The 24,220-nt window shown below is 70.5% G+C and carries 23 protein-coding genes; 10 read left to right on the top strand and 13 right to left on the bottom strand.

Going from position 1 to position 24,220, the window contains the following annotated elements:
* The first annotated feature begins 99 nt into the window (after positions 1-99).
* Positions 100-1,545 (top strand): APC family permease, encoded by a 1,446-nt coding sequence (locus tag AC1DB1_RS14975; protein WP_271175849.1) that lies wholly within the window; start codon positions 100-102, stop codon positions 1,543-1,545.
* A 3-nt stretch (positions 1,546-1,548) separates the two neighbouring features.
* Here AC1DB1_RS14975 and AC1DB1_RS14970 read toward each other — a convergent pair whose 3' ends face one another.
* The 4 genes from AC1DB1_RS14970 to AC1DB1_RS14955 all read right to left on the bottom strand — a co-directional run bounded on the left by AC1DB1_RS14970 (position 1,549) and on the right by AC1DB1_RS14955 (position 5,498).
* Positions 1,549-2,448 (bottom strand): ABC transporter permease, encoded by a 900-nt coding sequence (locus tag AC1DB1_RS14970; protein WP_271175848.1) that lies wholly within the window; start codon positions 2,446-2,448, stop codon positions 1,549-1,551.
* A gap of 7 nt (positions 2,449-2,455) precedes the next feature.
* Entirely contained in the window at positions 2,456-3,493 is a 1,038-nt protein-coding gene (locus AC1DB1_RS14965; RefSeq protein WP_477201370.1) for an aliphatic sulfonate ABC transporter substrate-binding protein, read from the bottom strand.
* 94 nt (positions 3,494-3,587) lie between these two features.
* Entirely contained in the window at positions 3,588-4,496 is a 909-nt protein-coding gene (locus tag AC1DB1_RS14960) for an ABC transporter ATP-binding protein (RefSeq protein ID WP_477201369.1), read from the bottom strand.
* Positions 4,497-4,649: 153 nt separating this feature from the next.
* Positions 4,650-5,498 carry an exodeoxyribonuclease III gene (locus tag AC1DB1_RS14955; RefSeq protein WP_477201368.1) on the bottom strand — a complete coding sequence of 283 codons (849 nt, stop codon included), beginning with the start codon at positions 5,496-5,498 and terminating at the stop codon, positions 4,650-4,652.
* Between the two features lie 123 nt (positions 5,499-5,621).
* Between AC1DB1_RS14955 and pyrE the strand changes: the two genes are divergently transcribed.
* Positions 5,622-6,170 (top strand): orotate phosphoribosyltransferase, encoded by a 549-nt coding sequence (gene pyrE / locus AC1DB1_RS14950; RefSeq protein ID WP_271175844.1) that lies wholly within the window; start codon positions 5,622-5,624, stop codon positions 6,168-6,170.
* Entirely contained in the window at positions 6,170-9,229 is a 3,060-nt protein-coding gene (locus tag AC1DB1_RS14945; protein ID WP_477201367.1) for a septum formation family protein, read from the top strand. The genes pyrE and AC1DB1_RS14945 overlap by 1 nt, the downstream gene beginning before the upstream one ends.
* Before the next feature lie 11 nt (positions 9,230-9,240).
* Here the strand turns inward: AC1DB1_RS14945 and AC1DB1_RS14940 are convergent, their stop codons facing one another.
* Positions 9,241-10,038: an HAD-IIA family hydrolase gene (locus AC1DB1_RS14940; RefSeq protein WP_271175842.1), complete on the bottom strand. Its 798-nt coding sequence runs from the start codon at positions 10,036-10,038 to the stop codon at positions 9,241-9,243.
* A gap of 129 nt (positions 10,039-10,167) precedes the next feature.
* On the opposite strand from AC1DB1_RS14940, the gene AC1DB1_RS14935 reads away from it, so the two are divergent.
* On the top strand, positions 10,168-10,815 hold the full coding sequence (locus AC1DB1_RS14935; RefSeq protein ID WP_271175841.1) for a TrmH family RNA methyltransferase: 648 nt from the start codon (positions 10,168-10,170) through the stop codon (positions 10,813-10,815).
* A gap of 13 nt (positions 10,816-10,828) precedes the next feature.
* On the opposite strand, the gene AC1DB1_RS14930 is transcribed toward AC1DB1_RS14935, so the two are convergent.
* The 5 genes from AC1DB1_RS14930 to AC1DB1_RS14910 all read right to left on the bottom strand — a co-directional run bounded on the left by AC1DB1_RS14930 (position 10,829) and on the right by AC1DB1_RS14910 (position 15,792).
* Entirely contained in the window at positions 10,829-11,326 is a 498-nt protein-coding gene (locus tag AC1DB1_RS14930; protein WP_477201366.1) for a DUF3052 family protein, read from the bottom strand.
* Positions 11,323-12,171: a metallophosphoesterase family protein gene (locus tag AC1DB1_RS14925; protein WP_477201365.1), complete on the bottom strand. Its 849-nt coding sequence runs from the start codon at positions 12,169-12,171 to the stop codon at positions 11,323-11,325. Before AC1DB1_RS14925 ends, AC1DB1_RS14930 begins: the two co-directional genes overlap by 4 nt.
* A 159-nt stretch (positions 12,172-12,330) precedes the next feature.
* Positions 12,331-14,298, bottom strand: coding sequence for a YhgE/Pip family protein (locus tag AC1DB1_RS14920; RefSeq protein ID WP_477201364.1), 1,968 nt, complete (start codon positions 14,296-14,298; stop codon positions 12,331-12,333).
* Entirely contained in the window at positions 14,295-15,152 is an 858-nt protein-coding gene (locus AC1DB1_RS14915; RefSeq protein ID WP_477201363.1) for a hypothetical protein, read from the bottom strand. The genes AC1DB1_RS14920 and AC1DB1_RS14915 overlap by 4 nt, the downstream gene beginning before the upstream one ends.
* A 10-nt stretch (positions 15,153-15,162) precedes the next feature.
* Positions 15,163-15,792: a TetR/AcrR family transcriptional regulator gene (locus AC1DB1_RS14910; RefSeq protein WP_477201362.1), complete on the bottom strand. Its 630-nt coding sequence runs from the start codon at positions 15,790-15,792 to the stop codon at positions 15,163-15,165.
* A gap of 176 nt (positions 15,793-15,968) precedes the next feature.
* On the opposite strand from AC1DB1_RS14910, the gene AC1DB1_RS14905 reads away from it, so the two are divergent.
* Entirely contained in the window at positions 15,969-17,255 is a 1,287-nt protein-coding gene (locus AC1DB1_RS14905; protein ID WP_477201361.1) for an adenylosuccinate synthase, read from the top strand.
* Between the two features lie 60 nt (positions 17,256-17,315).
* Here the strand turns inward: AC1DB1_RS14905 and AC1DB1_RS14900 are convergent, their stop codons facing one another.
* Positions 17,316-18,620, bottom strand: a complete 1,305-nt coding sequence (locus AC1DB1_RS14900) for a GNAT family N-acetyltransferase (RefSeq protein ID WP_477201360.1) — start codon at positions 18,618-18,620, stop codon at positions 17,316-17,318.
* Between the two features lie 105 nt (positions 18,621-18,725).
* Complete coding sequence (locus tag AC1DB1_RS14895; RefSeq protein ID WP_477201359.1) at positions 18,726-19,121, bottom strand: RidA family protein; 396 nt, start codon at positions 19,119-19,121, stop codon at positions 18,726-18,728.
* A gap of 269 nt (positions 19,122-19,390) precedes the next feature.
* Between AC1DB1_RS14895 and AC1DB1_RS14890 the strand changes: the two genes are divergently transcribed.
* From AC1DB1_RS14890 to AC1DB1_RS14870, 5 genes are all read left to right on the top strand, one after another.
* Complete coding sequence (locus AC1DB1_RS14890) at positions 19,391-20,203, top strand: ABC transporter ATP-binding protein (protein ID WP_477201358.1); 813 nt, start codon at positions 19,391-19,393, stop codon at positions 20,201-20,203.
* A complete protein-coding gene (locus tag AC1DB1_RS14885) occupies positions 20,200-21,534 on the top strand; it encodes an ABC transporter permease family protein (protein ID WP_271175831.1) in 1,335 nt (444 codons plus the stop codon). Before AC1DB1_RS14890 ends, AC1DB1_RS14885 begins: the two co-directional genes overlap by 4 nt.
* A 185-nt stretch (positions 21,535-21,719) precedes the next feature.
* The gene (locus AC1DB1_RS14880; RefSeq protein WP_271175830.1) at positions 21,720-22,034 is read left to right on the top strand and encodes a chorismate mutase; all 315 of its coding nucleotides are present in this window, start codon (positions 21,720-21,722) and stop codon (positions 22,032-22,034) included.
* Entirely contained in the window at positions 22,031-22,963 is a 933-nt protein-coding gene (locus AC1DB1_RS14875) for an SDR family NAD(P)-dependent oxidoreductase (protein WP_477201357.1), read from the top strand. Before AC1DB1_RS14880 ends, AC1DB1_RS14875 begins: the two co-directional genes overlap by 4 nt.
* Positions 22,964-23,077: 114 nt before the next feature.
* Positions 23,078-23,497 (top strand): organic hydroperoxide resistance protein, encoded by a 420-nt coding sequence (locus AC1DB1_RS14870; protein WP_477201356.1) that lies wholly within the window; start codon positions 23,078-23,080, stop codon positions 23,495-23,497.
* Positions 23,498-23,503: 6 nt separating this feature from the next.
* Here the strand turns inward: AC1DB1_RS14870 and AC1DB1_RS14865 are convergent, their stop codons facing one another.
* The gene (locus tag AC1DB1_RS14865) at positions 23,504-24,214 is read right to left on the bottom strand and encodes a TetR/AcrR family transcriptional regulator (protein WP_477201355.1); all 711 of its coding nucleotides are present in this window, start codon (positions 24,212-24,214) and stop codon (positions 23,504-23,506) included.
* Positions 24,215-24,220 lie beyond the last annotated feature (6 nt).

Genomic DNA, 24,220 nt, shown 5'->3' with positions numbered 1-24,220 from the left:
ACCTGGCGACGCGCCGTACCCCCATCCGAGTGCCATTTCTGAGAACTTTCACATAAAGTAGCTCCTCAATCGAACTCATCGACGCGTTGGGGGCCCATCGTGAGCAATCCATCCTGGACTCAGGTCATCAAGACGGCCGACGGCGAGCAGCCCGAACTCAAGCGGGCGCTCGGACCGGGACTGCTGCTGCTGTTCATCGTCGGCGACATCCTCGGCACCGGCATCTACGCGCTGACCGGACAGGTCGCCGCCGAGGTCGGCGGAGCGGCGTGGCTGCCCTTCATCCTGGCGTTCGCGGTCGCGACCGTCACGGCTCTGTCGTACCTCGAGCTCGTGACGAAGTACCCGCAGGCCGCCGGCGCCGCCCTCTACACGCACAAGGCGTTCGGCATCCACTTCTTCACGTTCATCGTGTGCTTCATCGTGATGATGTCGGGCATCACCTCGGCGGCGACCGCATCGAGGGCCTTCGCCGTGAACCTCACCGTGGGATTCGCGCTGCCCGCCGACAACACGGTCACCCTGCTGATCGCCGTCGCGTTCATCGTGCTCATCATGCTGGTGAACCTGCGCGGCGTGACGGAGAGCGTCTGGCTCAACGTGGTGCTGACGCTCGTCGAGCTCTCGGGACTGCTGCTGGTCATCATGATCGGGCTGTGGGCGATCGCCGGAGGCAACGCCGACCTCTCGCGGGTGGTGGCGTTCGAGACCCCAGAAGACAAGGGCCTGGTGCTCGCCGTCAGCACCGCGACCTCTCTCGCGTTCTTCGCCATGGTGGGCTTCGAGGACTCCGTGAACATGGCGGAGGAGACGAAGAACCCGACGAAGATCTTCCCGCGCATCATGCTCACCGGCCTCGGCATCACGGCGGTGGTCTACGTGCTGGTCTCCATCTGCGTGGTCGCGCTCGTGCCGATCGGAAAGCTCGCCGGCAGCGAGACGCCGCTGGTCGACGCGGTGCAGGCGGCGGCGCCCGACTTCCCGATCGCCGACCTCCTGCCGTTCATCTCGATGTTCGCCGTCGCCAACACGGCCCTCATCAACATGATGATGGCGAGCCGCCTGCTCTACGGGATGAGCAAACAGAGGGTGCTGCCCAGCTTCCTGTCGAAGGTGCAGCCGAAGCGGCGCACGCCGTGGGCAGCGATCGTGTTCACCAGCGCGCTCGCCGTCGGCCTCATCGTCTACGTGTCGCTCGACCCTGAAGGCTCGGTGGTCGCGCTGCTGGGAGGAACGACCTCTCTGCTGCTCCTGGCCGTGTTCGCCGTGGTGAACGTCACCGTGCTGGTGCTGCGCCGCAAGCCGGTGGATCACAAGCACTTCCGCACGGCGCGGCCGCTGCCGATCATCGGCGCGATCTCCTGCCTCTACCTGGTGTTCCCGTGGACGTCGGGTCGCCCGGTGGGCCAGTACGGAATCGCTCTGGTGCTGCTGGCGATCGGCGTCGTGCTGTGGGCGATCGCTCGCGCGTTCACTCCGCGCCGCAACGATCGGGATGCTCCGCCGCGCGTCGATGCGGATGCGCCGGCGCCCCGCGACCGGTAGGACTCAGCCCCAGCGGCGTGCCGACCAGCGCTCGAAGAGGCCGACGATCGAGTCGGTCAGCTTGCCGATGATCGCGAGAAGGATGATCGCGAGGAACAGCCGGTCGGTGCGCCCGTTGTTCGACGAATCACTGAGCAGGAACCCGAGCCCCATCGACGCGCCGAGCAGCTCGGCCGCGACGAGGAACAGCCAGGACTGGGCGAGGGCGAGGCGCAGCCCCGAGATCACGGACGGGAGCACGAAGGGCAGCTGCACGGTCGTGAACAGCCTCACCCCGTTGAGCCCGAACGCCCGGCCGGCTTCGACGAGGTGCCGGTCCACGTTCTTCAGGGCGGCCGCCACGATCGTGTAGACGGGGAAGAACGCACCGATCGCGATCAGGATGATCTTCGACTCTTCGCCGATCTTGAACCAGATCAGCAGCAGGGGCACCCAGGCGAGCGACGGAACGGCGCGGATCGCCCCGAGCGTCGAGCTGAAGAGGATGTCGGCGAACCGCGACAGCCCGACGAGCGCGCCGAAGATCAGCCCGAGGCCGGCCCCGAAGGCGAAACCGATGAGCACGCGCTGCGTCGAGATGGCGATGAAGAGGCCGAGCACCCCGCGCTGGGCGAGGTCGATCGCCGCGTCGACGACCATCGCGGGAGAGGGGAGCAGGGCCGAGCTGAACGCACCGGAGGTCGAGGCGATCTGCCACGCCGCCAGGATGATCACCGGCAACACGAAGCCGCCGACGATCCGCACCGAGCGCCGGGAGAGGAACGGGACGCGCGCGTCCGCCCCTGTCCCGGCCACTGGGCGCCGGTCCGACGCGGACCGACCACGGCCGCCCGCGACGGACGTGCCGCCCAGCGAGGCAGTCACGATGGGTCCGTCGCCCTCCGGTGCGTTCTGATAGCTCATGCGGGAACTAGCCCCCGATCGCGCTCGGGTCGGCCGACTTCACGAAGCTGGGCTCCAGGAGCGACGAGAGCGCCTTGTCGATGTCGGCCTGCGAGCGCACGTCGTCGGACTGGACGAAGATCGGGCCGACCTTCTTCAGGACCTTCAGCTGCGCGTCGCCCGGAATCGGGGACACGTCGAGGTTGGTGCGCTCGGTGATCACCTTCGTGGCGACCGCGGGGTCGATGCCGGCGACGTCCGCGAGGATCGAGGCCGTCTCATCCGGGTGATCGAGCGCCCAGGCACGGGCGTACTCGTACGTGTTGACGACCGTCTGCGCGACATCCGGCTTCGATGCCAGGAAGGACTCCGTGGCATTGAGGAAGCCGTAGGTGTTGAACGCGACGTTGCGGTAGATGAGCTTCGCACCCGACTTCTCGGCGTTCGCCATGATCGGGTCGAGTCCGCTCCACGCGTCGACGGAGTTGTTCTGCAGGGCGGCCCAGCCATCCGCGTGCTGCAGGTTCTGGATCGTCACATCCTTCGCCGAGAGCCCGTTGGCCTCGAGCGCCTGAAGCAGGAAGAAGTACGGGTCCGTGCCCTTCGTGGCCGCGATCTGCTTGCCCTTGAGGTCTTTCACCGACGTGATCGTGGACTTCGGACCGACCACGATGGCCGACCACTCCGGCTGCGAGAAGATGTCGATCGTCTTGATCGTCGAGCCGTTGGCGCGTGCGAGCAGGGCGGCCGAGCCGGCCGTGGAGCCCACATCGATCGCGCCGGCGCGGAGGGCCTCGTTGGCCTTGTTCGAGCCCGCCGACTGCACCCAGTTGACGGTGATGTTCTGCTTCTTCAGCGCCTTCTCGAGCCAGCCCTCCTTCTTGATGACGAGGCTCAGCGGGTTGTAGGTGGCGAAGTCGATGTTCAGGGTTCCGCCCTGCGTGACGCCGGAGGTGCTCTTGGCCGCCTCGGCGCTGGCGTTCTCGCCGGCGACGCAGCCGGAGAGCAGCAGGGTCGCGGCGGCGGCGACCGCGGCGACGGCAGTGATGATGGTGGGTTTACGCATGGTGCCTCTCTAGGGATGCTGTGTGGTCGATCGGTGCGGCTGTGGATCGGTACTGCTGTAGGCCAGTACTGCTGTGGATACGTACTGCTGTGGGTCAGTACGGGAAGGCCGGGATCGGCGCGGCGGCCGGAACGTCGCGGGCGTGACCGTGGCGGTCCACACCCAGCAGGTCGAGGAGTTCAGCTCGGAGCTCCGCGAGTTCCGCGGAGCCGCGATCTCGCGGACGTGATCCGGGCACGGTGAGGACGCGCCGGATGGTCGCACCCGGTTCTCCGTCGTCGGCGCCCAGCAGGATGATGCGGTCGGCGAGTTGGAGTGCTTCGTCGACGTCGTGCGTGACGAGCAGGATGGTGGTCGGTGCGGCGGCGTGGACGTCGAGCAGCAGGTCCTGCATCTTGAGTCGAGTCAGGGCGTCCAGAGCGCCGAACGGCTCGTCGAGCAGCAGCACGCCGGGGTTGCGCGCCAGGGCGCGGGCCAGCGAGGCGCGTTGAGCCATGCCTCCGGAGACCTCGCGGGGACGGAGGGTGGCGGAGGCCGACAGTCCGACGAGGTCGAGCAGCTGGGCCACCCGATCGGCGCCGGCGCGTCGGTCGATGCCGCGCGGGAGGCCGAGCGCGACGTTGTCGGAGAGGGACCGCCAGGGCAGGAGCCGCGGTTCCTGGAACCCGACGGCGCAGCGCCCGTCGATACCGGCGACGGCTGTTCCATCGATGAGGGTCGTGCCGGTGGTCGGTGCGTCGAGGCCGCCCGCGATCCGCAGCAGCGTGGACTTTCCGCATCCGCTCGGGCCGAGGATCGCGACGACCTCACCGGCTCCGATCGTCAGCGAGACGTCACGGAGGACGACCCGTCGCCCGTCGGGGGCGCTCGCGGTGTCGGATGCGCTCGTGCTGACTGCGCTCGCCGCCTGGGCGCTGCCGCGCTTGCGCTTCGCCGTCTCGACCACGAAGGCGCGCCCGACGTCGACGAACTCGACGGGAACGGCGGATGGGGTGGACGGCATGGGCTCGCTCGTGGTCGCGACGGGTAGGGAGGGCTGTCTAGCTGCGACGCTACCGATCGCACTCCACTGCTGCCCAGCGTGGCGAAACCTGACGTAATGAAAGTTGTACGGGTCGGCACGACCCTGCGAGCGGGCCCCTCCGGTGACCGGTGGTCAGCCGAAGATCATCGGACGATCGTCGTCGTCTTCGTCGTGCGCTGCGATCTCGAGGTCGACCAGCACGGGCACGTGGTCGCTGGGCGCTTCGCCCTTGCGCTCGTTGCGGTGGATGCTCGCGCCGGTCACCAGATCGGCGAAGGCCTTCGAGCCCAGGATGAAGTCGATGCGCAGGCCCTCGTTGCGCGGGAAGCGCAGCTGCTTGTAGTCCCAGTAGGTGTAGCCGACGGGCACGAGCGGGCGGACGACATCGGTCAGGCCGGCGGTCTCGAAGGCGCTGAACGCGGCGCGCTCCGGCGGCGAGATGTGCGTGGACACCCCGGGGACCAGGCTCGGGTCGCCGACATCCGAATCGAGCGGCGCGACGTTGAAGTCGCCCATCAGGGCGAAGGGCAGGTCGGGCTTCTCCGCGAGCCAGCGCTGGGTGTCGGCCGCGAGCGTCGCGAGCCAGTCGAGCTTGTAGTGGTAGTGCGGGTCGTCCAGTGCGCGCCCGTTGGGCACGTAGAGGCTCCAGATGCGGATGCCGTCGACCGTCGCGCCGATCGCGCGCGCCTCCTTCGGCAGGTCGGGACCCTCTTCACCCTTGAGGAAGCCGGGCATGTCGGGGAAGCCGATCTCGACGTCTTCGATCGGGAGACGGCTGGCGATCGCGACGCCGTTCCACTGATTGAGACCGTGGAGCGCGACCTCGTAGCCCGCGTCTTCGAACAGCTGCGTCGGGAACTGCTCGGGCTTGCACTTGATCTCCTGCATGGCGAGCACGTCGACGTCTTCGCGCACCATCCAGTCGACGACCCGGCCCACTCGGGTGCGGATCGAGTTCACATTCCAGGTCGCAACGCGCATATCCCGATCGTATCGGCCGCTACCGACGCCGTCGGAACGGGCGGCCGAGCCTGTGGGGGATTCACCCATCGGCTGTTTTGTGAAGGAGGCGGATGACCGGCCTTCCCCTCTAGAATCGGGGACGTGACCGACGCACGACAGCAGCTCATCGACTACATCTCGGCCGAGGCCGTCTTCCACGGCGACTTCACGCTCACCAGCGGCAAGAAGGCCACCTACTACGTCGACCTGCGCAAGGTGAGCCTCGACCACCGCGTGGCGCCGCTCATCGGTCAGATCATGATCGACCTGATCGCCGAGGTGCCGGATGTCGTCGCCGTCGGCGGCATGACGATGGGAGCGGACCCCGTGGCCGCCGCCATCCTGCACCAGGGCGCGGCTCGTGGCCTCTCGTACGACGCCTTCGTCGTGCGCAAGGAGCCCAAGGACCACGGCCGCGGCAAGCAGGTCGAGGGACCCGACCTCGCGGGCAAGCGCGTCATCGTGCTCGAAGACACCTCGACCACCGGCGGATCGCCGCTGAAGGCCATCGAAGCGCTGAAGAAGGTCGGGGCCGAGATCGCCGCCGTCGCCGTGGTCGTCGACCGCGACACGGGCGCGCGCGAGGTCATCGAGTCTGCCGGATACCCCTACTACGCCGCTATCGGCCTCGAGGATCTGGGGCTCGCCTAGTGGTCGACGACCGCGACCCGGACGACGGCGAGGGCGAGGCCGGCAACGGCTCCGCGTCGGCGGAGCCCGAGTTCGGCAGCTCGGAGTGGCTGCTGCAGCAGCTGAGCGGCGGTCGGCTCACGGGTTCGAGCGGTCCCGACGACGCGACGTCGGCCGATGCGGACGCCGACTCCGACGCCGACTCCGGCACCGGCGCCGGCCCGGCTGAGCCTGAACCAGCCGCGCCTCCGGTTGCAGCGTTCGATCCGCAGTTCGCGACGCCGGAGCCCACGATCGAGCTGCCGGTTCAGTCGCCTGTCGAGCCCGAGTCGGCGCGCGCGCCGGCGGTCGCCGATGAGACGCCCGTAACGCCGGTCACCCCTCCGGATGCCCCGGCCACCGCACCTGCCGGTGAACCGGCGGAACAGCCGACCGCGTTCGTCTGGAACCTGACGCCGGGCGTCGGATCCGATCCTCTCGTCAGCGAGCCGGAAGACACGGAGACGGCCGGTGCCCCGGCTGTCGACGCGAGCGAGGGACACGGGGCGCATGCCGCGCTCGGCGGCCTGTTCGCCACTGACGTCGCCGCGGCGGGAACACACACTCCGGATGCGGTTCCCGACGCCCCTGAGGCGCCATCGACGTCGACGTCGCCTGCGGACGCACCCGGGGCCCCGCCCGCGACTCCTCCGGCCGCGTCGCCGACGCCGACCCAGACGCCGAGCTTCTTCGAGGCGCTCCGGATGCCGGAGCCGCCGACCTGGAGCCTGATCGCGCCGGCGGACGAGCCCGGCTCGGACGCCGACGCTTCGGGCGACGACACGCCTTCGGAATGGGACGTCGACGGCGAGCCTGCGGCTCCCACCCCGTCGTCCTGGAACCCGTTCGCACCGGCGACGCCCACCTCGCCGTCGGCACCCGCGTCCACGCCTGTGGCTGCGGCGTCGGAATCCGGACCGGCCGCGCAGGCTGGGCCGCCCGCGCCGGCTGCAGAGCCCGCCCCGACCACGCCGACCGCACAGCCTGAGCCGACCACACCACCCGTGCCGGTGGCCGAGCCGCGATCCGTGACCCCCGAGGCTCCCTTCGTTCTGACGCCCCCGGTCTTCCCGCCGGCAGCCGACCTGCCCGCGACGCCGGAGCCTCCGGCCGCCCAGCCCGTTCCCGAACCGTTCGACGCGCGCACGCCGCCCACTCCGGCACCGATCGTTCCGCCGCGCACACCGGAGGAGTCGATCTTCTTCACCCGTCCGGTCGACGCGATCCCACCGACGCCCGCGACGCCGCCCGCGCCGCCGCCAGCGACGCCGGCCGCGCCCGCGCCCGCCGCGGCGCCACCGGCGGCCGCCGCTCCACCCGTGGCGTCGACGCCCCGCGCGAATCCGTTCGAACCCATACCGACCCCCACCACCGCGTCTACGCCGGTTCAACCCGCAGAGGCAGCGGCGCCTTCGGCGCCGACCGCGCCGACCGCGCCGGCCGACCCGGATGCGAAGGGCGGCGACACGTCGGAGGGGCACGGCCTCGCGGCTCTTCTCGGCTTCTTCGATGCAGCCGACGACGACACCGACGATCAGGCGAAGCCCACAAGCCGTTCCGTGATCGGCGACACCACGGGCATCATCCCGCTCCCCGGCACGGCCGCACCGAGCGCACCCGCGCCGGCCGGCGATGACGCGGGCGCACGCGACGGACTCCCCGCGCCGTTCGGCGCTCCGCCGTACGGCTCAGGAGCGCCATCAGCGGATGCCACGGGAGCGGCGACGGCCGCGTTCGGTGTCGCCCCGGTTCCCGGGAACGACGGTGCCGCCTCGCTCCCGCCCACGCCGCCGCTGCCGACGACCCCGCCGGTCGCGGAGCCCGCCACCTCGTCTCTCGTTCCCCCCATCGCGACGCCTCCCGTCGTCCCGCTCGTGGCACCCCCGGTGCTGCCTCCCGTCGACGCCGACGCGCTCACCGAGCCCGCGGTGGTCGGCGACCGCGCTTCGGCCGCCGACACCCCGACCACCAAACTCGACACCCGGGAGATCGCGGCGCTGCTGAGCGCGCGCACCGGCGATCCGGACCCCGACAACGTTGCCACCCGCGACCAGCCGGCCGAGACGCCGTCCGAGCCTGCGGGCGCCGGACCGGATGCTCCTGCGAATGCGCCGCAGACCGGCGCCGTCCCTCCGCTCGAAGACGCCACCCTCCTCATGGGCGCGCTGCCGTCCCCCGCGACGCAGCAGCTCGACGCCGAGAGCCTGGCCGACGCCAGCGAGCCGGTCTCCGGTTCGCGACCGGCCGCCGACTCGATCCTCTTCCCCGAGCTCGCCCCGACCGCGGCCACCACCGTGATCCCGTCGTCGAGCTCAGCGGCGGGCGGAGCGGCGCAGTCGACGACCGCACTCCCGACTCCGGCGCAACCCGGAGGGACCGGGGGAGGAACCGGCGGGGCGAGCGGCTCTGACGGCGGGGCCGGCGCGGCCGGCAACGCGCGCACCAACCGCCTCCTGCTCTACGTCGCGGGCGGACTCGCGATCGTTCTCGTGCTGATCGGTCTGTTCGCTCTGGGAACCCGGCTGCCGACGCTCTTCGCCGGTCCGGCCGCGGCACCCGTCGCCTCCGCGACGACGAAACCGACGCCATCCCGCACGCCGACGCCGACGCCCACCCCGACACCGACCGTGCAGCCGAAGCCCGCCGGTCCGCAACCCGCCGGGGTCCGTGCCTGGAACACGCTCGGCGGCGGCGAGTGCATCCAGCCGTACTCGACCCCGTGGGCCGAGACGTTCACGGTCGTGGACTGCGCGACCCCGCACGCCGGTCAGATGATCTACACGAACATCCTCTCGGCGGATCCGGCGGCGGCGTATCCCGGTGCGGACGCTCTCGCGGCGCAGATCAACGCGCTCTGCACGAAGCCGGGAATCCTCGATCTGAACGCAGCGGCCGCGTATCCCAATCTGCAGATCCAGGGCACGTTCCCGGCGACCGCGGAGCAGTGGAAGGCCGGGCAGCGCTCGTACTACTGCTTCGTCAGTCGCGCCGGCGGTGAGCCGATGACATCATCGGTGGCCGGCCCCGGCCCGACGGGCTGATCCGCGTCGACTCAGAGGTCGGACTCGACCGGCTCCTTGACGATCAGCTCGCTGACGCCCGAGAGGATCTCGTCGGGCCGGAACGGGTAGCGCTCGATCTCGCTCTGATCGCTGATGCCGGTGAGCACGAGGATGGTGTGCAGGCCCGCCTCGATGCCCGCGACGATGTCGGTGTCCATCCGGTCGCCGATCATCGCGGTGTTCTCCGAGTGCGCACCGATGCGGTTCATGGCCGAGCGGAACATCATCGGGTTCGGCTTGCCGACCACGTACGGCTCCATGCCGGTCGCCTTGCTGATCATCGCGGTGATCGCGCCGGTCGCCGGCAGCGGTCCCTCGGCACTCGGGCCCGTGGCATCCGGATTGGTGGCGATGAAACGCGCACCCTTTCCGATCAGGCGGATCGCCTTGGTGATCGCGTCGAACGAGTAACTGCGCGTCTCGCCGACCACCACGTAATCGGGATCGGTGTCGGTCATGATGAAGCCCGCCTCGTGCAGCGCGGTGGTCATGCCGGCCTCCCCGATCACGAACGCGCTGCCGCCGGGCATCTGCGACTTGAGGAAGTCGGCGGTGGCGAGCGCCGAGGTCCAGATGGACTCCTCCGGAACGTCGAGACCGGATGCGCGCAGCCGGGCGGCGAGGTCGCGGGGCGTGAAGATCGAGTTGTTGGTGAGCACGAGGAACGGCGTGCCCTGGTCGCGCCACTGCTGGATCAGCTCGGTGGCACCCGGGAGCGCTTTGTTCTCATGGACGAGCACGCCGTCCATGTCGGTCAGCCAGCATTCGATCTCGTCGCGTCGCGCCACGCAAACCCCTTTCAACGGGTACAGCTTATGGGGTGGGCTGTTGCCGCGGGGTTTCGGGAGGGTTCCCTGCGTGTGCCGGGATGCTGAACGTCGCCGGGGTGCGCGGGGCCCTGCCGTTACGCTGAAGTCGTGGACACCGAACCCGATCCCGCCCCGGCCGCGACCCCCGAGCTCACCACGAACGGCGTCGGACCCTGGCTGGGCGAATGGCCGGACGATCCGCACTACGACATCGAGCTGCTGAAGCACGGCGACACCCGCAACGTCATCGACCGGTACCGGTACTGGCGCATGGAGGCGATCGTCGCCGACCTCGACGAGCACCGGCATCCGTTCCACGTGGCCATCGAGAACTGGCAGCACGACATGAACATCGGGTCGATCGTGCGCAGCGCGAACGCGTTCGCCGCCGACACCGTGCACATCATCGGGCGCCGTCGCTGGAACAAGCGCGGCGCGATGGTCACCGACCGCTATCAGCACGTGCGGCACCACGACGACGTCGCCGGGTTCGTCGCGTGGGCACGGGATGCCGGCCTTCCGATCATCGCGATCGACAACGTCCCCGGATCGGTCATCATCGAGACGTACGCGTTCCCGCGCGACTGCGTGCTGCTGTTCGGTCAGGAGGGTCCCGGCCTCTCCGATGCCGCCATCGAGGCCGCGGATGCCGTGGTCGAGATCTCGCAGTTCGGGTCGACGCGATCGATCAATGCGTCGGCGGCCGCCGCGGTGGCGATGCACGCCTGGATCATGCAGCACGTGTCCTGGCGCTAGCCCGGCACGTCGGCTAGCGGTTCGTCACCCGCCAGACGAGCTTGAGCGCCGACCAGTCCGTGTCGGCTGCGGCCACCTTGACGTCGACGAGGCCACGCTCGAGGGCGGTGTTTCGGATCAGATTCTCGTCGATGTCGCTCGCGTGCCCCGCCGCCTTGCGCGGCCAGGCGACCCAGAGCATCCCGGACGGGCGGATGCGCGCGCCGAGCGCGTCGAGCTCGTCGACGAAGTCGGCGGCCTCGCGATAGAAGGCGAGGATGAGGCCGGCCGGCTCCTCTGCCGACGGCTCCAGCCAGTCGATCGCCCCGGGGCCGCCGTCGAGCGGGATGCTCCAGCCGGCGTCAGCGTGCAGCACCTGCGCCCGCGTTCCCGGCTTGAGGCCGAGCTTCTTCCAGAGCGGGGTGCCGGAGTACCCGGCCGGCGCCGCATCCGGTGACCCGGCGAGCTCCCGTGAGCCGGCGGTATCCCGTGACCCGGCGGCATCCCGTGAGCCGGCGGCATCCGGGGTCATCCGGCGTGCCCGGGCCAGCCGGACTCGTCGGCGATGCGCTCGATCGCGTCCTCGTCGAGGTCGTAGACCGTGTGACCGTCGTCGGCCGCCGGCGCCGTGACGACGTGGGCGCGGATCGGCCCGGCCGCGGGGACCTGCACGAGCGCGAAGCCGGAGCCGCGAACAGCGCGCTCGTGCCCGGCGGGTGAGAGCACGTCGGTGGTGTTGGCGACGGCGGGCGCGACCACGACGGGGATCCTCGACGGACCGGCGCTCGTGATCAGTGCGTGGTGGTAGTGCCCGGCCAGGATCAGCCGCACGTCGGCGGCGGCGCAGACCTCGAGGAACGGCGCCGGGTCGACGAACTGCAGGCGCTCGAACAGGCCGGTCGTCGGCGGGACGGGCGGGTGGTGCAGCGCGACGACGGTTCCGCGCGGTGCCGGCTCGGCGAGCTCGTCGGACAGCCGGCGCAGACGCTCGCCGTCGACCATCCCGTAGGCGGTGCCGGGGACGGTGCTGTCGACGGTGATGATGCGCACGCCGCCGACCGTGATCGAGCGTTCGGCGGCGCCCAGAACACCCTCGAAGTTGCCGAGGACGTCGTGATTGCCCATCGCGTAGACGATGTCGGCTCCGCGCTCGGCGGCCCAGGGCTCGAGTCGCTCGGAGAGCAGGCGGTACGACTCGATGCTGCCGTCGTCGGAGAGGTCGCCGGATGCGACGACGACGTCGACCGACGCGAGGGAGGCGGCCCGCGCGAGCACGCGGTCGAGGGCGGCGAGGGTGTCGACCACGCCGTAGTGCAGCCGCCCGTCGCCGTACAGGTGGGTGTCGCTGAGATGCAGGATGCGCAACGATTCGCTCACGCCCGACACCCTACTCGCAGCATCCGTCACGGGTTCGCGGGGCCGGGTTCGCAGCTCCGGAAGACCGGGCATGGACACCCGGAAATCGCGTATAACTCCGGAACCCCGAGCCGGATTCGGCCCGGGGTTCCGGAATTATGAGGCGAGGGAGGGCGGTGGTTAGCCGATCAGGCTCGGGCGCAGGTCGCGCAGCGTGCGGAAGTGCGTCATCCGGGTCACGCCGATCGCCGAGAGCAGCAACGCGATGAGCAGCCACAGGGCGAGCACGCCGGCATCCGCCCAGGCCGTGGCCGGGTTGCCTCCGTACATCAGCTGCCGGATGCCGTCCACCGCGTACGACATCGGCAGCACGTGGTGCAGGGCGGCGAGCGGCCCGGGCAGCGTCTGCCAGGGGAAGGTACCACCGGCCGTCACGAGCTGCAGCACCATCAGCACGAGGCCGAGGAATTGCCCGACGCTGCCCAGCCACACGTTGAGGGCCAGGATGATCGCAGCGAACGTCAGCGACGCGAGCGTCATCATCCCGAACATCCCGAGCGGGTTCTGGATGCTGAACTGCAGCGCCCAGGCGACGATCGAGAAGAGGCCGATCATCTGCACCGCACCGAGCAGGCCGGGGGTGAGCCAGCCCGCGAGGGTGATCTTGAGCGGGGAGTGCAGGGCGGTGATCGCGCGTCGCGACACCGGCTTGACGATGAGGAACAGGGCGTAGATGCCGATCCAGGCCGCGAGGGCGACGAAGAACGGTGCGAGACCCGCGCCGTAGGTTCCGGCCGAGGTGATCGAGTCGTTCTTCAGGTTCACCGGGTCGGCGATGGTGCTCGCCTGCTTCTTCTGCAGTTCGGGGGAGTTGTCGGGGATCTGCGCGACGCCGTCTTTCAGGCCGTCGCTCAGCTGCTGGGTTCCGGCGTGCAGCGTGGTGAGGCCGTCGCGGAGCTGGGCTGCGCCGGTTGAAGCCGTCGCGGCGCCGGTCGCGAGCTTCGACGCCCCGGCCGCGGCCTCCTTGGTCTTCGACGCGAGGGTCGCGGCACCGCTGGAGGCCTCCTGCGACTTCGACGCCAGCGTGGCGCTGCCCGAGGCCAGCTGCGACGCACCGGCGGAGACCTGGTTCGCGCCGTCCGAGAGCTGGTCGACCTTGCCGACGAGGGTCTGCACCTCTGAATTGCCCCTCTGCGCCGTTTCGAAGAGCTCTCTCGCCCTCGCGAGCTGGTCGGGCGTCGCGCCGGCGTCCGTGAGCTTCTGGAGGATGGCCGTCTCCTGGCTGGCGGCGAGGTCCGCGAGTTGTTGTGCGGCCGTACCGGCGTCATTGGCCGCGGAGGCGATCTGCTGGTTCCCGGTCGCCACCTGCTGCGCACCCGATGCCACCTGCTGCGCCCCCGACGAGAGCTGGCCCGCCCCTACCGCGAGCTGCGCGTTGCCGTCGGCCAGTTGCTGCGAGCCCGTGGCCAGCTGCGACGTCCCGGTGGCGAGCTGGGCGCTGCCGGACGCGAGCTGCGCATTGCCGCTCGCGAGAGTCGCCGCACCCGACTGTGCGGTCGCGCTGCCGTCGACGAGCTTGTCCGCACCGTCGACGGCGGTGACGAGCTTTCCGCGGATCTCCGCGAGGCCGAGCAGGAACTGCTCCGCCGCCTGCTGGTTGACCTTCTTCACGATCGACGTGCGGATCTTCTCGGCGGCCTGCGTTCCGATGGTCGACGCGAGGTAGCTGTTCGTGTCGTTCGTCGTGAGGGTGACCTTGGCCTGGCGCGGCGACGATCCGGATGCCGAGGCGAGCGCCTCGGAGAAGTCGGCTGGGAACGTGATGCTGAAGTCGTACTTCGAGTCGTCGACACCGCTCGCCGCCGAGTCGGTCGAGACCCGGTGCCAGTCGAACGAGCCGTCGCGGATGAGTTCCTGGGCGACCTCGTCGCCGTAGTTCGTCGTCTTGCCGTCGACCGTCGTTCCGGTGTCGTCGACGACGATCGCCGCGGGGATCTGGTCGAGGTTCGCGTACGGGTTCTGGTTGGCCCAGAGGTAGAGCCCGCCGTAGAGCACCGGCACGGCGATCAGCGCGATGAGCGCGACGATCGACATCGGGCTGGAGGTGAGACGGCGGAACTCCGCCGCGATCATCTGGGGGATCTTCATTCGGGGTCCTCTGCGAGAGCCGTTGCGTGCAGCTCTGATTCGGTGAGTGCGATGTCGGCGAGAGTGGCGCCGGACTGTGCGGGGGCGACGATCACGTCGGGCAGTTCGTCGGTGTCGTCGCGGCCGGGGTCTTCGTCGAAGGTGTCGGCGGCGGCGCGGTCTGCGCCGTCGGGCTCGTCGGCGCCGTCGGGCTCGTCGGCGGCCGGCTCGACGCGGGCTGCGAGCGTGCGAGGCGTGGTGGCGTCGTCGAGCCGGGCGACCAGCGACGAGGCGGCGATGGCCGCCGCCGACGCATCGCCGGCGACGATCAGGATGGCGATGTCGCGGGCCGCCAGGCGCCTGGCCAGCTCCCACCACTCGTTCGGGTCGCCGCCGTGGCGGTCGGGTGAGGTGATGACGAGGCCCTCGACGCCGTCGCGCATGAGCGCGAGCTCGGCGAGCAGCCGGATGCGCACCGTCGGCGGGATGGTGCCGATGGCGTAGCGCGCGAACTCCGAGACGCCGAGCTCGTTGAGTGCGCGGTTCACGGCGATCGGATTGGACGCCCGTCCGGCGAACATCAGTTCCTCTGCCACGATGCCGGCCACGGTGACGTCGGGCGCGGGCTCGCAGACATCCGGGGCGTCGATGAGGGCGATGCGCTTGCGCATGGCCGAGTAGTCGGCGGAGCCGTCGATCGTCACGGTGCCGGCGTCGGGGCGCATCCGGCCGGAAGCGATGAGGCCGAGCACAGTGGGGCGCTGTTCCGTCTCCGCGCGTGCCAGTGTGACCTCGCCGGTCTGGAACGAGGCCGAGGTCGGCGGGAGCGCTGCGTTGCGGGCGCCCTTGGCGACCCGGTCGAGCACGATCTTCATGCGGGGGTCCTTAGCTGAAAGCGAGTTCGGGGGTGTCGGCGATGAGGGCGTCGGATTCGCGCCAGCTGAGACCGGCGGCACTCAGTCCGGCGAGCATCACCAGCCGGTGGCCGGCCTCGCGCGAGAGCCCCGTGCGGGTCGCCTCGTCGAGCACCGAGATCGCGGCGTTCTCGATGAGCCGCGACACCGTGTCCACATCGAGGTCGGTGCGGATCGTGCCCGCGGCCGTTCCGCGCTCGACGGTCGCGTTGAGTCGCTCGCGGGCGGGGTCGAGGGCCGCGCCGACGCGCTCGCGGTACGGACCGCGCACGGCGAGGGCGGCGCTGACGCGCACGTGCTCGACCTCGGCCCAGAGGGTGGCGCCGTAGAGGGCGATCTCGACCCGGGCATCCGGATGCGCGACGGGCTCGAGCAGCGCGGCGAGGCGTGCTGCGCCCCGCGTGAACACATCGACGAGCAGGTCTTCGCGGTTGGCGAAGTGCCCGTAGAGCGCGCGGCGGCTGAGGCCGGCACGCGCGGCGATCGTCTCGAGCGAAGCGTCGATGTCTTCGTTCAGCGCGGCGGCCGCTGCGGCGAGGATGGCCTCGCGGTTCTCGGTGGCGTCGCGCCGTGGAGCGCGGGTGGATGGAGTGGTGGGCACGGCATCCATCGTACTATCTTGCACACGATTGTGCAAGATAATCGGATGGTGTCGGCGATGGTCCGAGCGGCCCCGAACATGGCTCGAAAACCTGCCGCGATAGGATCGAGTGCGACGGTTGCCAGGCCGGCTGACGGCTGCTCCGGCGCGCTCCATCCCATCGAGAGGACTCAACAGTGCCCGCGATCGTGATCATCGGAGCCCAGTGGGGCGACGAAGGCAAAGGCAAAGCGACCGACCTCCTCGGCAGCCGCATCGACTACGTCGTCAAGTTCAACGGCGGTAACAACGCCGGGCACACGGTCGTGGTCGGCGACGAGAAGTACGCGCTGCACCTGCTGCCGTCCGGCATCCTGACCGAGGGCGTCACCCCGGTGATCGCCAACGGCGTCGTCGTCGACATCGAGGTGCTGTTCGAGGAGCTCGACGGCCTGATCGCCCGCGGCGTCGACGTGTCCCGACTCAAGGTCAGCTCGAACGCGCACGTGATCACGCAGTACCACCGCACGATCGACAAGGTGACGGAGCGCTTCCTCGGCAAGCGGCAGATCGGCACCACCGGCCGCGGCATCGGCCCGACCTACGCCGACAAGATCAACCGGGTGGGCATCCGGATCCAGGACCTCTTCGATGAGAACATCCTGCGCCAGAAGGTCGAGGGTGCGCTCGACCAGAAGAACCACCTGCTCGTCAAGGTCTACAACCGCCGCGCGATCTCGGTGGACGAGGTGGTCGAAGACCTGCTCAGCTACGCCGAGCGCCTGCGCCCGATGGTGGTCGACAGCTCGCTGCTGCTGCACGAGGCGCTCGAAGACGGCAAGTTCGTGCTGTTCGAGGGCGGCCAGGCCACCATGCTGGATGTCGACCACGGCACGTACCCGTTCGTCACGTCCTCGAACTCCACCTCGGGCGGCGCAGCGACCGGATCGGGCATCGGCCCGAACCGCATCGACCGCGTGATCGCGATCGTCAAGGCGTACACGACCCGCGTCGGTGCCGGTCCGTTCCCGACCGAGCTGTTCGACGAGTGGGGCGAGTTCCTGCGCGAGCGCGGCTTCGAGTTCGGCACGACCACGGGCCGTCCCCGCCGCACCGGCTGGTACGACGCTCCGATCGCCCGCTACTCCGCCCGCATCAACGGCGTCACCGACTTCGTGCTCACCAAGCTGGACACCCTCACCGGCATCGACCGCATCCCGGTCTGCGTCGCGTACGACGTCGACGGCGTGCGTCACGACGAGGTCCCGGCGTCGCAGAGCGACTTCCACCACGCGACGCCGATCTACGAGGAGTTCCCCGGCTGGCAGGAGGACATCAGCGGCGCCCGCACGTTCGAGGACCTGCCCACGAACGCACAGGACTACGTGCTGGCGCTCGAGAAGCTCTCGGGTGCGCGCATCTCGGCGATCGGCGTCGGCCCGGCCCGCGACGAGATCGTCGTGCGCCACGACCTGATCGGCTGAGCGCAGGCGCAGGCGCAGGCGCAAGCCGCGCTGCAGCCCTGACTCTCGCCACGCCGTCGGCTAGAACCAGGTGCTGAGGCGCGGCGGCGTCGCGGTGCGGAAGAGGCGGTCGAGGGCGGCCGCGTCGCCGGTGACCTTTCCGGCGACGGAGAGACCGCGTGCGGCGTCGTGCCCGAGGTAGACGCTGCCCAGCGCGTTGACGGTCAGTGAGACATCCGGATCGTCGGTGGTGGTCTCGACGGTCGCCTGGCCGCCCGAGACGGTCAGGCGGTAGCGGCCGCCGGTGAAGCCGAGATCGTCGGCGACGTCGAGAACGAGCTCCCCGTCGTGCTCGTAGCGGCGGGTGGTCAGCGCCGCGGGGACATCCAGGATGCGCACCCAGAGGTGGTCTTCGACCCCCGTCACCCGAGCGCCCCGGATGTCGGAGACCAGGAAGGGGAGCGGCTCGTCCAGCCCGCGCGTGGTCACATGCACCTGCGCCACCAGGTCGAGCTCGAGCAGGAACCGCCACAGCGCGGTCAGGGCCTCGTCCGTCGCCGCGGCGAGGTAATTGACCTCGATGGTGTGCTTGGTGAAGTCGTCGGCGTCTTTCGCGAGGTAGCTCACGAAGCCCTCGGGTTCGCCCGCGGGGGAGTCGTAGCGCACGAGCCGGTACTTCTCGGCCTCCGGCGCTCCCTTTCGCGGCCCCATGAGGCGCTCGGCGAGGTACGGGGTCATCGCGATCTCGCCGGCGCGGCCGGCCATCACCCGGTCGAGCACGGCGTTGCCGTCTTCGCGGTAGTCCGCGGGGTCGGTGAAGGAGAGCCGACCGACCGTGGCCGGTCCCGTCCAGCGGACGCGCTTGGTGTCGACGCGCCACTCGGTGGCGAAGGTGGCCGGGCCGAAGCCCCAGCGGCCGTAGATCACGGACTCCGACACGGTCAGGATGGCGACCGGGACGCCGAGCGCGTGGGCGACCCGCAGCTCGCTGCCGAGGAGGGCGGTCGCGACGCCGCGGCGACGGTGCGTCGGGGCGACCGTCACCGAGCTGATGGCCCACGCGCGAACGGTCGCTCCGCCGGGGACGGTGAGCGGCGCCACCCAGGAGTTGACGGTGCCGACGGGTGAGGCCGACGACGGGATGACGTCGTCGTAGACCGCCGTGGTGCGACGGTCGCGCAAGAGCTCGCGCGACTCGGTCAGGGCCTCGGCGCTGTCGCGTCCGCCGAGGAAGCCGCGGGAGTCCGCGTGCAGCCACTCGTCGAAGACGGCGTCGTCGGTGGTGTCGACGAGAGCGAGGCGGAGGCCCTTCTCCGACAGGGCGCGGGCGGACTGCTCATCGACGGGCTGGGTCAGGTGCGGCTGGTTCTCGTGGGTCTGAGTCACCCGTCCACCGTATCGGGCGGGTCTGCGGGCCGCGAGGGTGCGGAGGATCGTGACCGGGTCGGTTCACTGCTCTGCGGCAGGCGCGGAGGGGCCGCGTCGGTGGAGCTACGACGCGGCGGGCACCATGGCGACGGCGTCGATCTCGACGAGCGCACCCGGACGCGCCGGAGTGACGGCGAGAACGGTGACAGCCGTGCGATGGTCGCCCCAGACGGCGCCGGTGGCGGCGTAGGCGTCGGTCGGATCGATCCCCGCCGCGAGGTAGATCGACAGTTTGGCGACGTGCTCGGGGCCGGCCCCCGCCTCGGCGAGCACGGCGAGCAGGTTGCGCAGCGCTTGCTCGGTCTGCGCGTGGAGTCCGTCGAGCAGGGCGCCCTCGCTGTCGGTGCCGTTCTGGCCGCCGACGAACAGCGTCGGACCGGCGGGAACGATCATCCCCTGCGCGAACGCAGGGCTGCGGTAGAGCTGGGCCGGATCGACGGGTGTTGGTACCTCGGTCATGGTGTCATCCAATCGTTTCCATCGTGCGATCACCGCGAGTATCGCAGCGTCCCCCGACATCCCGCCAGTGCTCGCGCCGCCTCTCCTCGTTCGCTCGCGCTGACTTGCGTCGAATGTCGGGTCCGGAGCCGCCGCAACCCGACATCTGCCGCAACTCGAGGTCGACCGCCCCGTGGTACCGCGGACTACGTCGCTGGGATGAGACGCGGCCCGCCAGGATCGAGCGCACGGCCGATGCGCGCCGGTGGCCCCGCCGGAAGCATGGGGGGATGACCTCTCCGCAGTCCTCCTCCGCCCAGCTCGCCGCCGCTGCTGCTGGACATCCCGCCGGCCGCGACGCGCAGCCCGTCGCGCCGCAGCCCGCCGTCGCGCCGCAGCCCGCCGCCGCACCGCAGCCCGCCGTCCTCGCCGCCACCGGCCTCCTCAAGTCGTACGGTGCCGCCACCGCGCTCGCGGGCGTCGACTTCCGCGTCGCAGCCGGCGAGTCCGTCGCCATCATGGGCGCATCCGGCTCGGGCAAGACCACCCTGCTGCACTGTCTCGCGGGCATCATCCGGCCGGATGCGGGGCGCGTCTCGCTCGCGACACCGCACGGCGTCGTCGACGTCACCGGCCTCGGCGAGAAGGAGCGCTCTCGCCTGCGGCGCGAGGCGTTCGGCTTCGTCTTCCAGCAGGGGTTCCTGCTGCCCGAACTGACGGCCGTCGAGAACGTGGCGCTGCCGCTGATGCTCGGCGGAGCCACGCGACAGGCCGCCGAGCAGAGTGCGGCGTCCTGGCTCGCCGCGCTGGGTCTCGCCGGCTTCGAGTCCCGGCGCCTCGGGCAGCTCTCGGGCGGCCAAGCGCAGCGCGTCGCGATCGCCCGGGCGCAGGTGACGGGAGCATCCGTCGTGTTCGCCGACGAGCCGACCGGGGCGCTCGACTCGCGCACCTCCGCCGAGGTGATGGATGCGCTCATCGCCTCCACCACCGGCCGCGGCAAGTCGCTGATCGTCGTCACGCACGACGAGGACGTCGCCGCCCGCTGCTCGCGCGTGCTCCAGCTCGCCGACGGCCGCATCGTCGACGAGGCGGTGACGGCGTGACCACTCTGCGCATCGCCTGGCTCCTCACCCGCCGCAGCGCCGCCGACCGCAGCACTGTCGCGCTCCCGCTGATCGCGTTCACGGTCGTCAGCGCGCTGCTGCTCATCGTCTCGGGCGGAGGACGCGCCTTCTTCTCCTGGACCGGCGAGACCGCCTTCCTGTACCAACTGCTCGCCGTCGTCGCGCTCGCGCTGCTGATCGTGCCGCTCGTCGCCCTCGGCGGGTCCGCCGCGCGGCTGTCGGCCCGGCGTCGCGACGACCGCCTCGCGAGCCTCCGGCTCCTCGGCGCGACTCCCGGCATGGTCACCGCTCTCACCGTCATCGAGTCGACCGTGCTCGCGCTGGCCGGGGCGCTCGCCGGTGTCGTGGTGTATCTGGCGTGCGTGCCGCTGGTCGGCCTCATCCCGTTCCGTGGCGAGCCCCTCGGCGCGGACGCGGTTCTGCTGCCCCCGATCGTCATCGCGGGAGCTGTCGTCGCCATCGGTGCGCTCGCCGCCGTCAGTGCGGTCGTGGGGCTGCGCGGCGTCATCGTCTCCCCGCTCGGTGTGCGCACCCGCCAGACCGCGCCCCGGATGCACTGGGTGCGCATCGTCGTCGGCATCGCGGTGATCGCGGTCACCTTCGCGGCGATGAGTCTGCTGCAACTGGCCGCCGGGTTCGGGATCGTCCTCCTCGTGCTCGCCGTGGGCTTCGGAGGGACGGTCGCGGTGCTCAACCTGATGGGACCGTGGGTGCTGCGACTCGCGGCATCCGGCCAGGCCAAGCGGGCGAAGACCGTGACGCGCCTGCTCGCGGCCCGCAGCATCCTGGAGTCGCCGAAGGCCGCCTGGCGGCAGGTCGCGGGCGTCGCGATGACGAGCTTCATGGCTGTGTTCGCCGGAGTCGGCGTCGCCCTGCTCGGGGTGATGGGCGACAGAGCCGACCACGACACCGTGCTGCTCTACGCGGACATCCGCACGGGCGTGATCATCACGGTGGTCGCGTCGTTCCTGATGGTGGCGTGTTCCGTCGGCGTCAACCAGGCCTCGGCCCTGCTCGATCGCCGTGCGCTCTACGTGAGCCTCGACAGACTCGGGATGCCCGAGCAGACCATGAACGCGGCCCGGTCGCGTGCCGTGCTGTCGCCGCTGCGCATCACGACCGTCGGATCGGCCGTCACCGCAGCGATCGTGGTCTTCCCGCTGACGGGCGTGGCGCTGCTCACCGCTCCGGCGACGCTGGTGATGATCGCGGCCTGCCTGGCGGCGGGCATCCTCCTGGTCTGGCTCGGGCTGCTGGCGACGCGTCCGGTGCTGTCGCGGGTGCTCGCGGAGCAGGCGCCGAGCCTCTGAAGCGGTGCGGCCCATGGGTTGTTCGTCGGCAGCTGCAGGTGAGTGGTCACCAACTGTCGTCTGAACCGGCGAATCCGGCCTCTGAGCGACAGTTGGTGACCACTCACCGAGCCGGGCCGGGCCTCCCCGCACGTCGCGCGGCGAAACGCACCGCAACGCGCAAGGGCGCCGGATAGGCTCGACGCATGGGTCAGAACGAAGACGAGGCCGCGACGATCGCGCAGCTCCACAGCATCCGCCAGAGCATCGACAACATCGACGCCGCGCTCGTGCACATGCTCGCCGAGCGCTTCAAGTTCACGCAGCAGGTGGGCACCCTGAAGGCCGTGCACGGCCTCCCGGCCGCCGACCCCGAACGCGAGCGGGAGCAGATCCAGCGGCTCCGCGCCCTGGCCGAAGAGAGCCACCTCGACCCGGCCTTCGCGGAGAAATTCCTGAACTTCATCATCGCCGAGGTCATCCACCACCACGAGCGGATCGCCACCGAGAGCACCAAGTGAGCTGGGACCCGCACGCTCTCCCGCACGCCGTCGGCACGACCGTCATGGTCACGGGTGCCAACGCGGGAATCGGCTTCTTCGCCAGCGAACAGCTCGCGCGCGCCGGCGCCCACGTCATCCTGGGCTGCCGCAATCCGGAGCGCGCCGAGGCCGCCGTCTCGGCCATCCGGCGACGCGTGCCCGGCGCGAGCGTCGAGGCGACCCCGATCGACGTGTCCGACCGGGGCTCGGTCGCAGCAGCGGCAGCGTCGCTCCTCGAGCGCGACCGTCTCGACGTGCTGATGCTCAACGCCGGCATCGTGCATCCGCCCGCCGAACGCGCGACGGACGACGACGGCAACGAGCTCGTGCTCTCCACCAACGTGATCGGGCACTTCCAGCTCGCCGCACTCACCCTGCCCCTGCTCGAGCGCTCGAACGGGGCGCGCGTCGTCTCGCTCGGCTCGCTCGCCACGCTCCTCTCCCGCTTCCCGCTTGACGACCTGCAGCTCGAGTCCTCGTACAACTCGTGGACCGCGTACGCCCAGTCCAAGATCGCCGTGCAGGCGTTCGGCTTCGAGCTCGACCGGCGGCTCCGCGCATCCGGATCGGTGGTGGCCAGCCTGGTCGCGCATCCGGGCTACTCGACGTCGGGGCGCACCCCCGGCATCCGCGGGGTGAACCAGCCGTCGCGGGCCAAGCGCTTCGCGGACAACCTGCAGGCGGCGTGGACGCAGGGGAAGGACCACGGGGCGTGGTCGGCAGTGCGGGCGGCGATCGATCCGGATGCGGTGGGCGGCCAGTACTACGGGCCGCGTTTCGTGACGAAGGGGGAGCCTGTCGTGACGCACGCCACCCCGACCACCCGGAGCCCGCGGGTCGGGGAGCGCCTCTGGACGCTGCTCGAGGAGTACTCGGGCCAGGCGTTCGAGGTCGGCGAACGGCGCTGACAGCGCGACGCGACCGCCGCTGACCGAGCGCCGCGCACGGGCATCCGGCCCATACACCCGACCGGTCCCGCACCCTCCCAGGTGCCGCCCAGATCGCTGGTATGGGCTGAGTGTATGGACATCGCTTACACCGCAATCGCGCACGCCACTGGTGGGGGACGGGACGGACACGTCCGCAGCGAAGACGATCTGATCGACTTCGACACCCGCCCGCCCGTTGAGCTCGGCGGATCCGGTGCAGGCACCAACCCCGAGCAGCTGTTCGCCGCGGGCTACGCCGCGTGTTTCCTGAGCGCGATGCACGCCGTCGGTCGTCGTGAGAAGGTCGACACCTCGGATGCCGCAGTGTCGGCGAGCGTCGGCATCGGTCCGAACGGAGCGGGCGGGTTCGCGCTCGCCGTCGAGCTTGACGTCTACGCCCCGCGCCTCGGCCGGGAGCAGGCGGAGCAACTCGCCGACGCCGCCCACCACGTGTGCCCGTACTCGAACGCCACCCGGGGCAACATGCCCGTGAAGATCACCATCGTCGACTAGCCCGCGTCACGCCTCCGGCTCGGTCTCGGCCTCCGGCTCGGAGGCGGGCAGCGGCTCATCCTGCTCGGATCGCGTCGGGTGCACGTACGACGACACCGCCGGCGGTGGATGCAGGACACCGTTCACGATCGCCTCGATGGCGAACTCGCTCGCCTTCGCCAGATCGATCGCCGTCGGGTCGAGCAGCCACTGCAACTGCAGTCCGTCCATGACCGCGAGGATGGATGCCGCGGCCTTGTCGATCGTGTCGGGGTCGCTCACATTCTCCTGTGCGCACAGTTCGCGGAACGCCGCGTCGATCTCGAGGCGGAGCGTGCTGTAGCGATCGTGGAAGTAGGCCTTCGCGGGGTGGTCCTCGGTCACCGCCTCCGAGGAGAGCACGGTGTAGACCTGCACGATGCCGGGTCGCTGGGCGTTGCGCAGCGCGGTGTCGACGAGGTGCGCGAACAGCGCGGGACCGCCCGGGATGTGACGGTCGGCCAGGTGCGCGACGTCGTCCTGGTCGCGGAACTCGAGCACTTCGAGGAGCAGATTCTGCTTGGATCCGAAGTGGTGCAGCACGCCGGCGTGCGTCATCCCGACCTGATCGGCGATGTCGGTGAGCGTGCCGTTGGCCGACCCCTTGGCGCCAAACGTCTCGATCGCCGCCCGGAGGATCTTCTTGCGCTTGCGCTGGGTCTCCGGGCGAGGAGTGGTGCTGTCCCCCGTCGTGACCATGCGTGC

It is taken from the genome of Leifsonia sp. 10N434, assembly GCF_056394405.1.
Note: the sequence above shows the minus strand (reverse complement) of the source record. Positions and strands in the feature narration are given on the sequence as shown.

Excerpts from the sequence above, each read along its gene's own strand:
- AC1DB1_RS14970 (WP_271175848.1), bottom strand. The coding sequence starts at position 2,448 with ATGAGCTATCAGAACGCACCGGAGGGCGACGGACCCATCGTGACTGCC.
- AC1DB1_RS14965 (WP_477201370.1), bottom strand. The coding sequence starts at position 3,493 with ATGCGTAAACCCACCATCATCACTGCCGTCGCCGCGGTCGCCGCCGCC.
- AC1DB1_RS14960 (WP_477201369.1), bottom strand. The coding sequence starts at position 4,496 with ATGCCGTCCACCCCATCCGCCGTTCCCGTCGAGTTCGTCGACGTCGGG.
- AC1DB1_RS14955 (WP_477201368.1), bottom strand. The coding sequence starts at position 5,498 with ATGCGCGTTGCGACCTGGAATGTGAACTCGATCCGCACCCGAGTGGGC.
- AC1DB1_RS14930 (WP_477201366.1), bottom strand. The coding sequence starts at position 11,326 with ATGACCCCGGATGCCGCCGGCTCACGGGATGCCGCCGGGTCACGGGAT.
- AC1DB1_RS14920 (WP_477201364.1), bottom strand. The coding sequence starts at position 14,298 with ATGAAGATCCCCCAGATGATCGCGGCGGAGTTCCGCCGTCTCACCTCC.
- AC1DB1_RS14915 (WP_477201363.1), bottom strand. The coding sequence starts at position 15,152 with ATGAAGATCGTGCTCGACCGGGTCGCCAAGGGCGCCCGCAACGCAGCG.
- AC1DB1_RS14895 (WP_477201359.1), bottom strand. The coding sequence starts at position 19,121 with ATGACCGAGGTACCAACACCCGTCGATCCGGCCCAGCTCTACCGCAGC.
- AC1DB1_RS14890 (WP_477201358.1), top strand. The coding sequence starts at position 19,391 with ATGACCTCTCCGCAGTCCTCCTCCGCCCAGCTCGCCGCCGCTGCTGCT.
- AC1DB1_RS14880 (WP_271175830.1), top strand. The coding sequence starts at position 21,720 with ATGGGTCAGAACGAAGACGAGGCCGCGACGATCGCGCAGCTCCACAGC.
- AC1DB1_RS14870 (WP_477201356.1), top strand. The coding sequence starts at position 23,078 with ATGGACATCGCTTACACCGCAATCGCGCACGCCACTGGTGGGGGACGG.
- AC1DB1_RS14865 (WP_477201355.1), bottom strand. The coding sequence starts at position 24,214 with ATGGTCACGACGGGGGACAGCACCACTCCTCGCCCGGAGACCCAGCGC.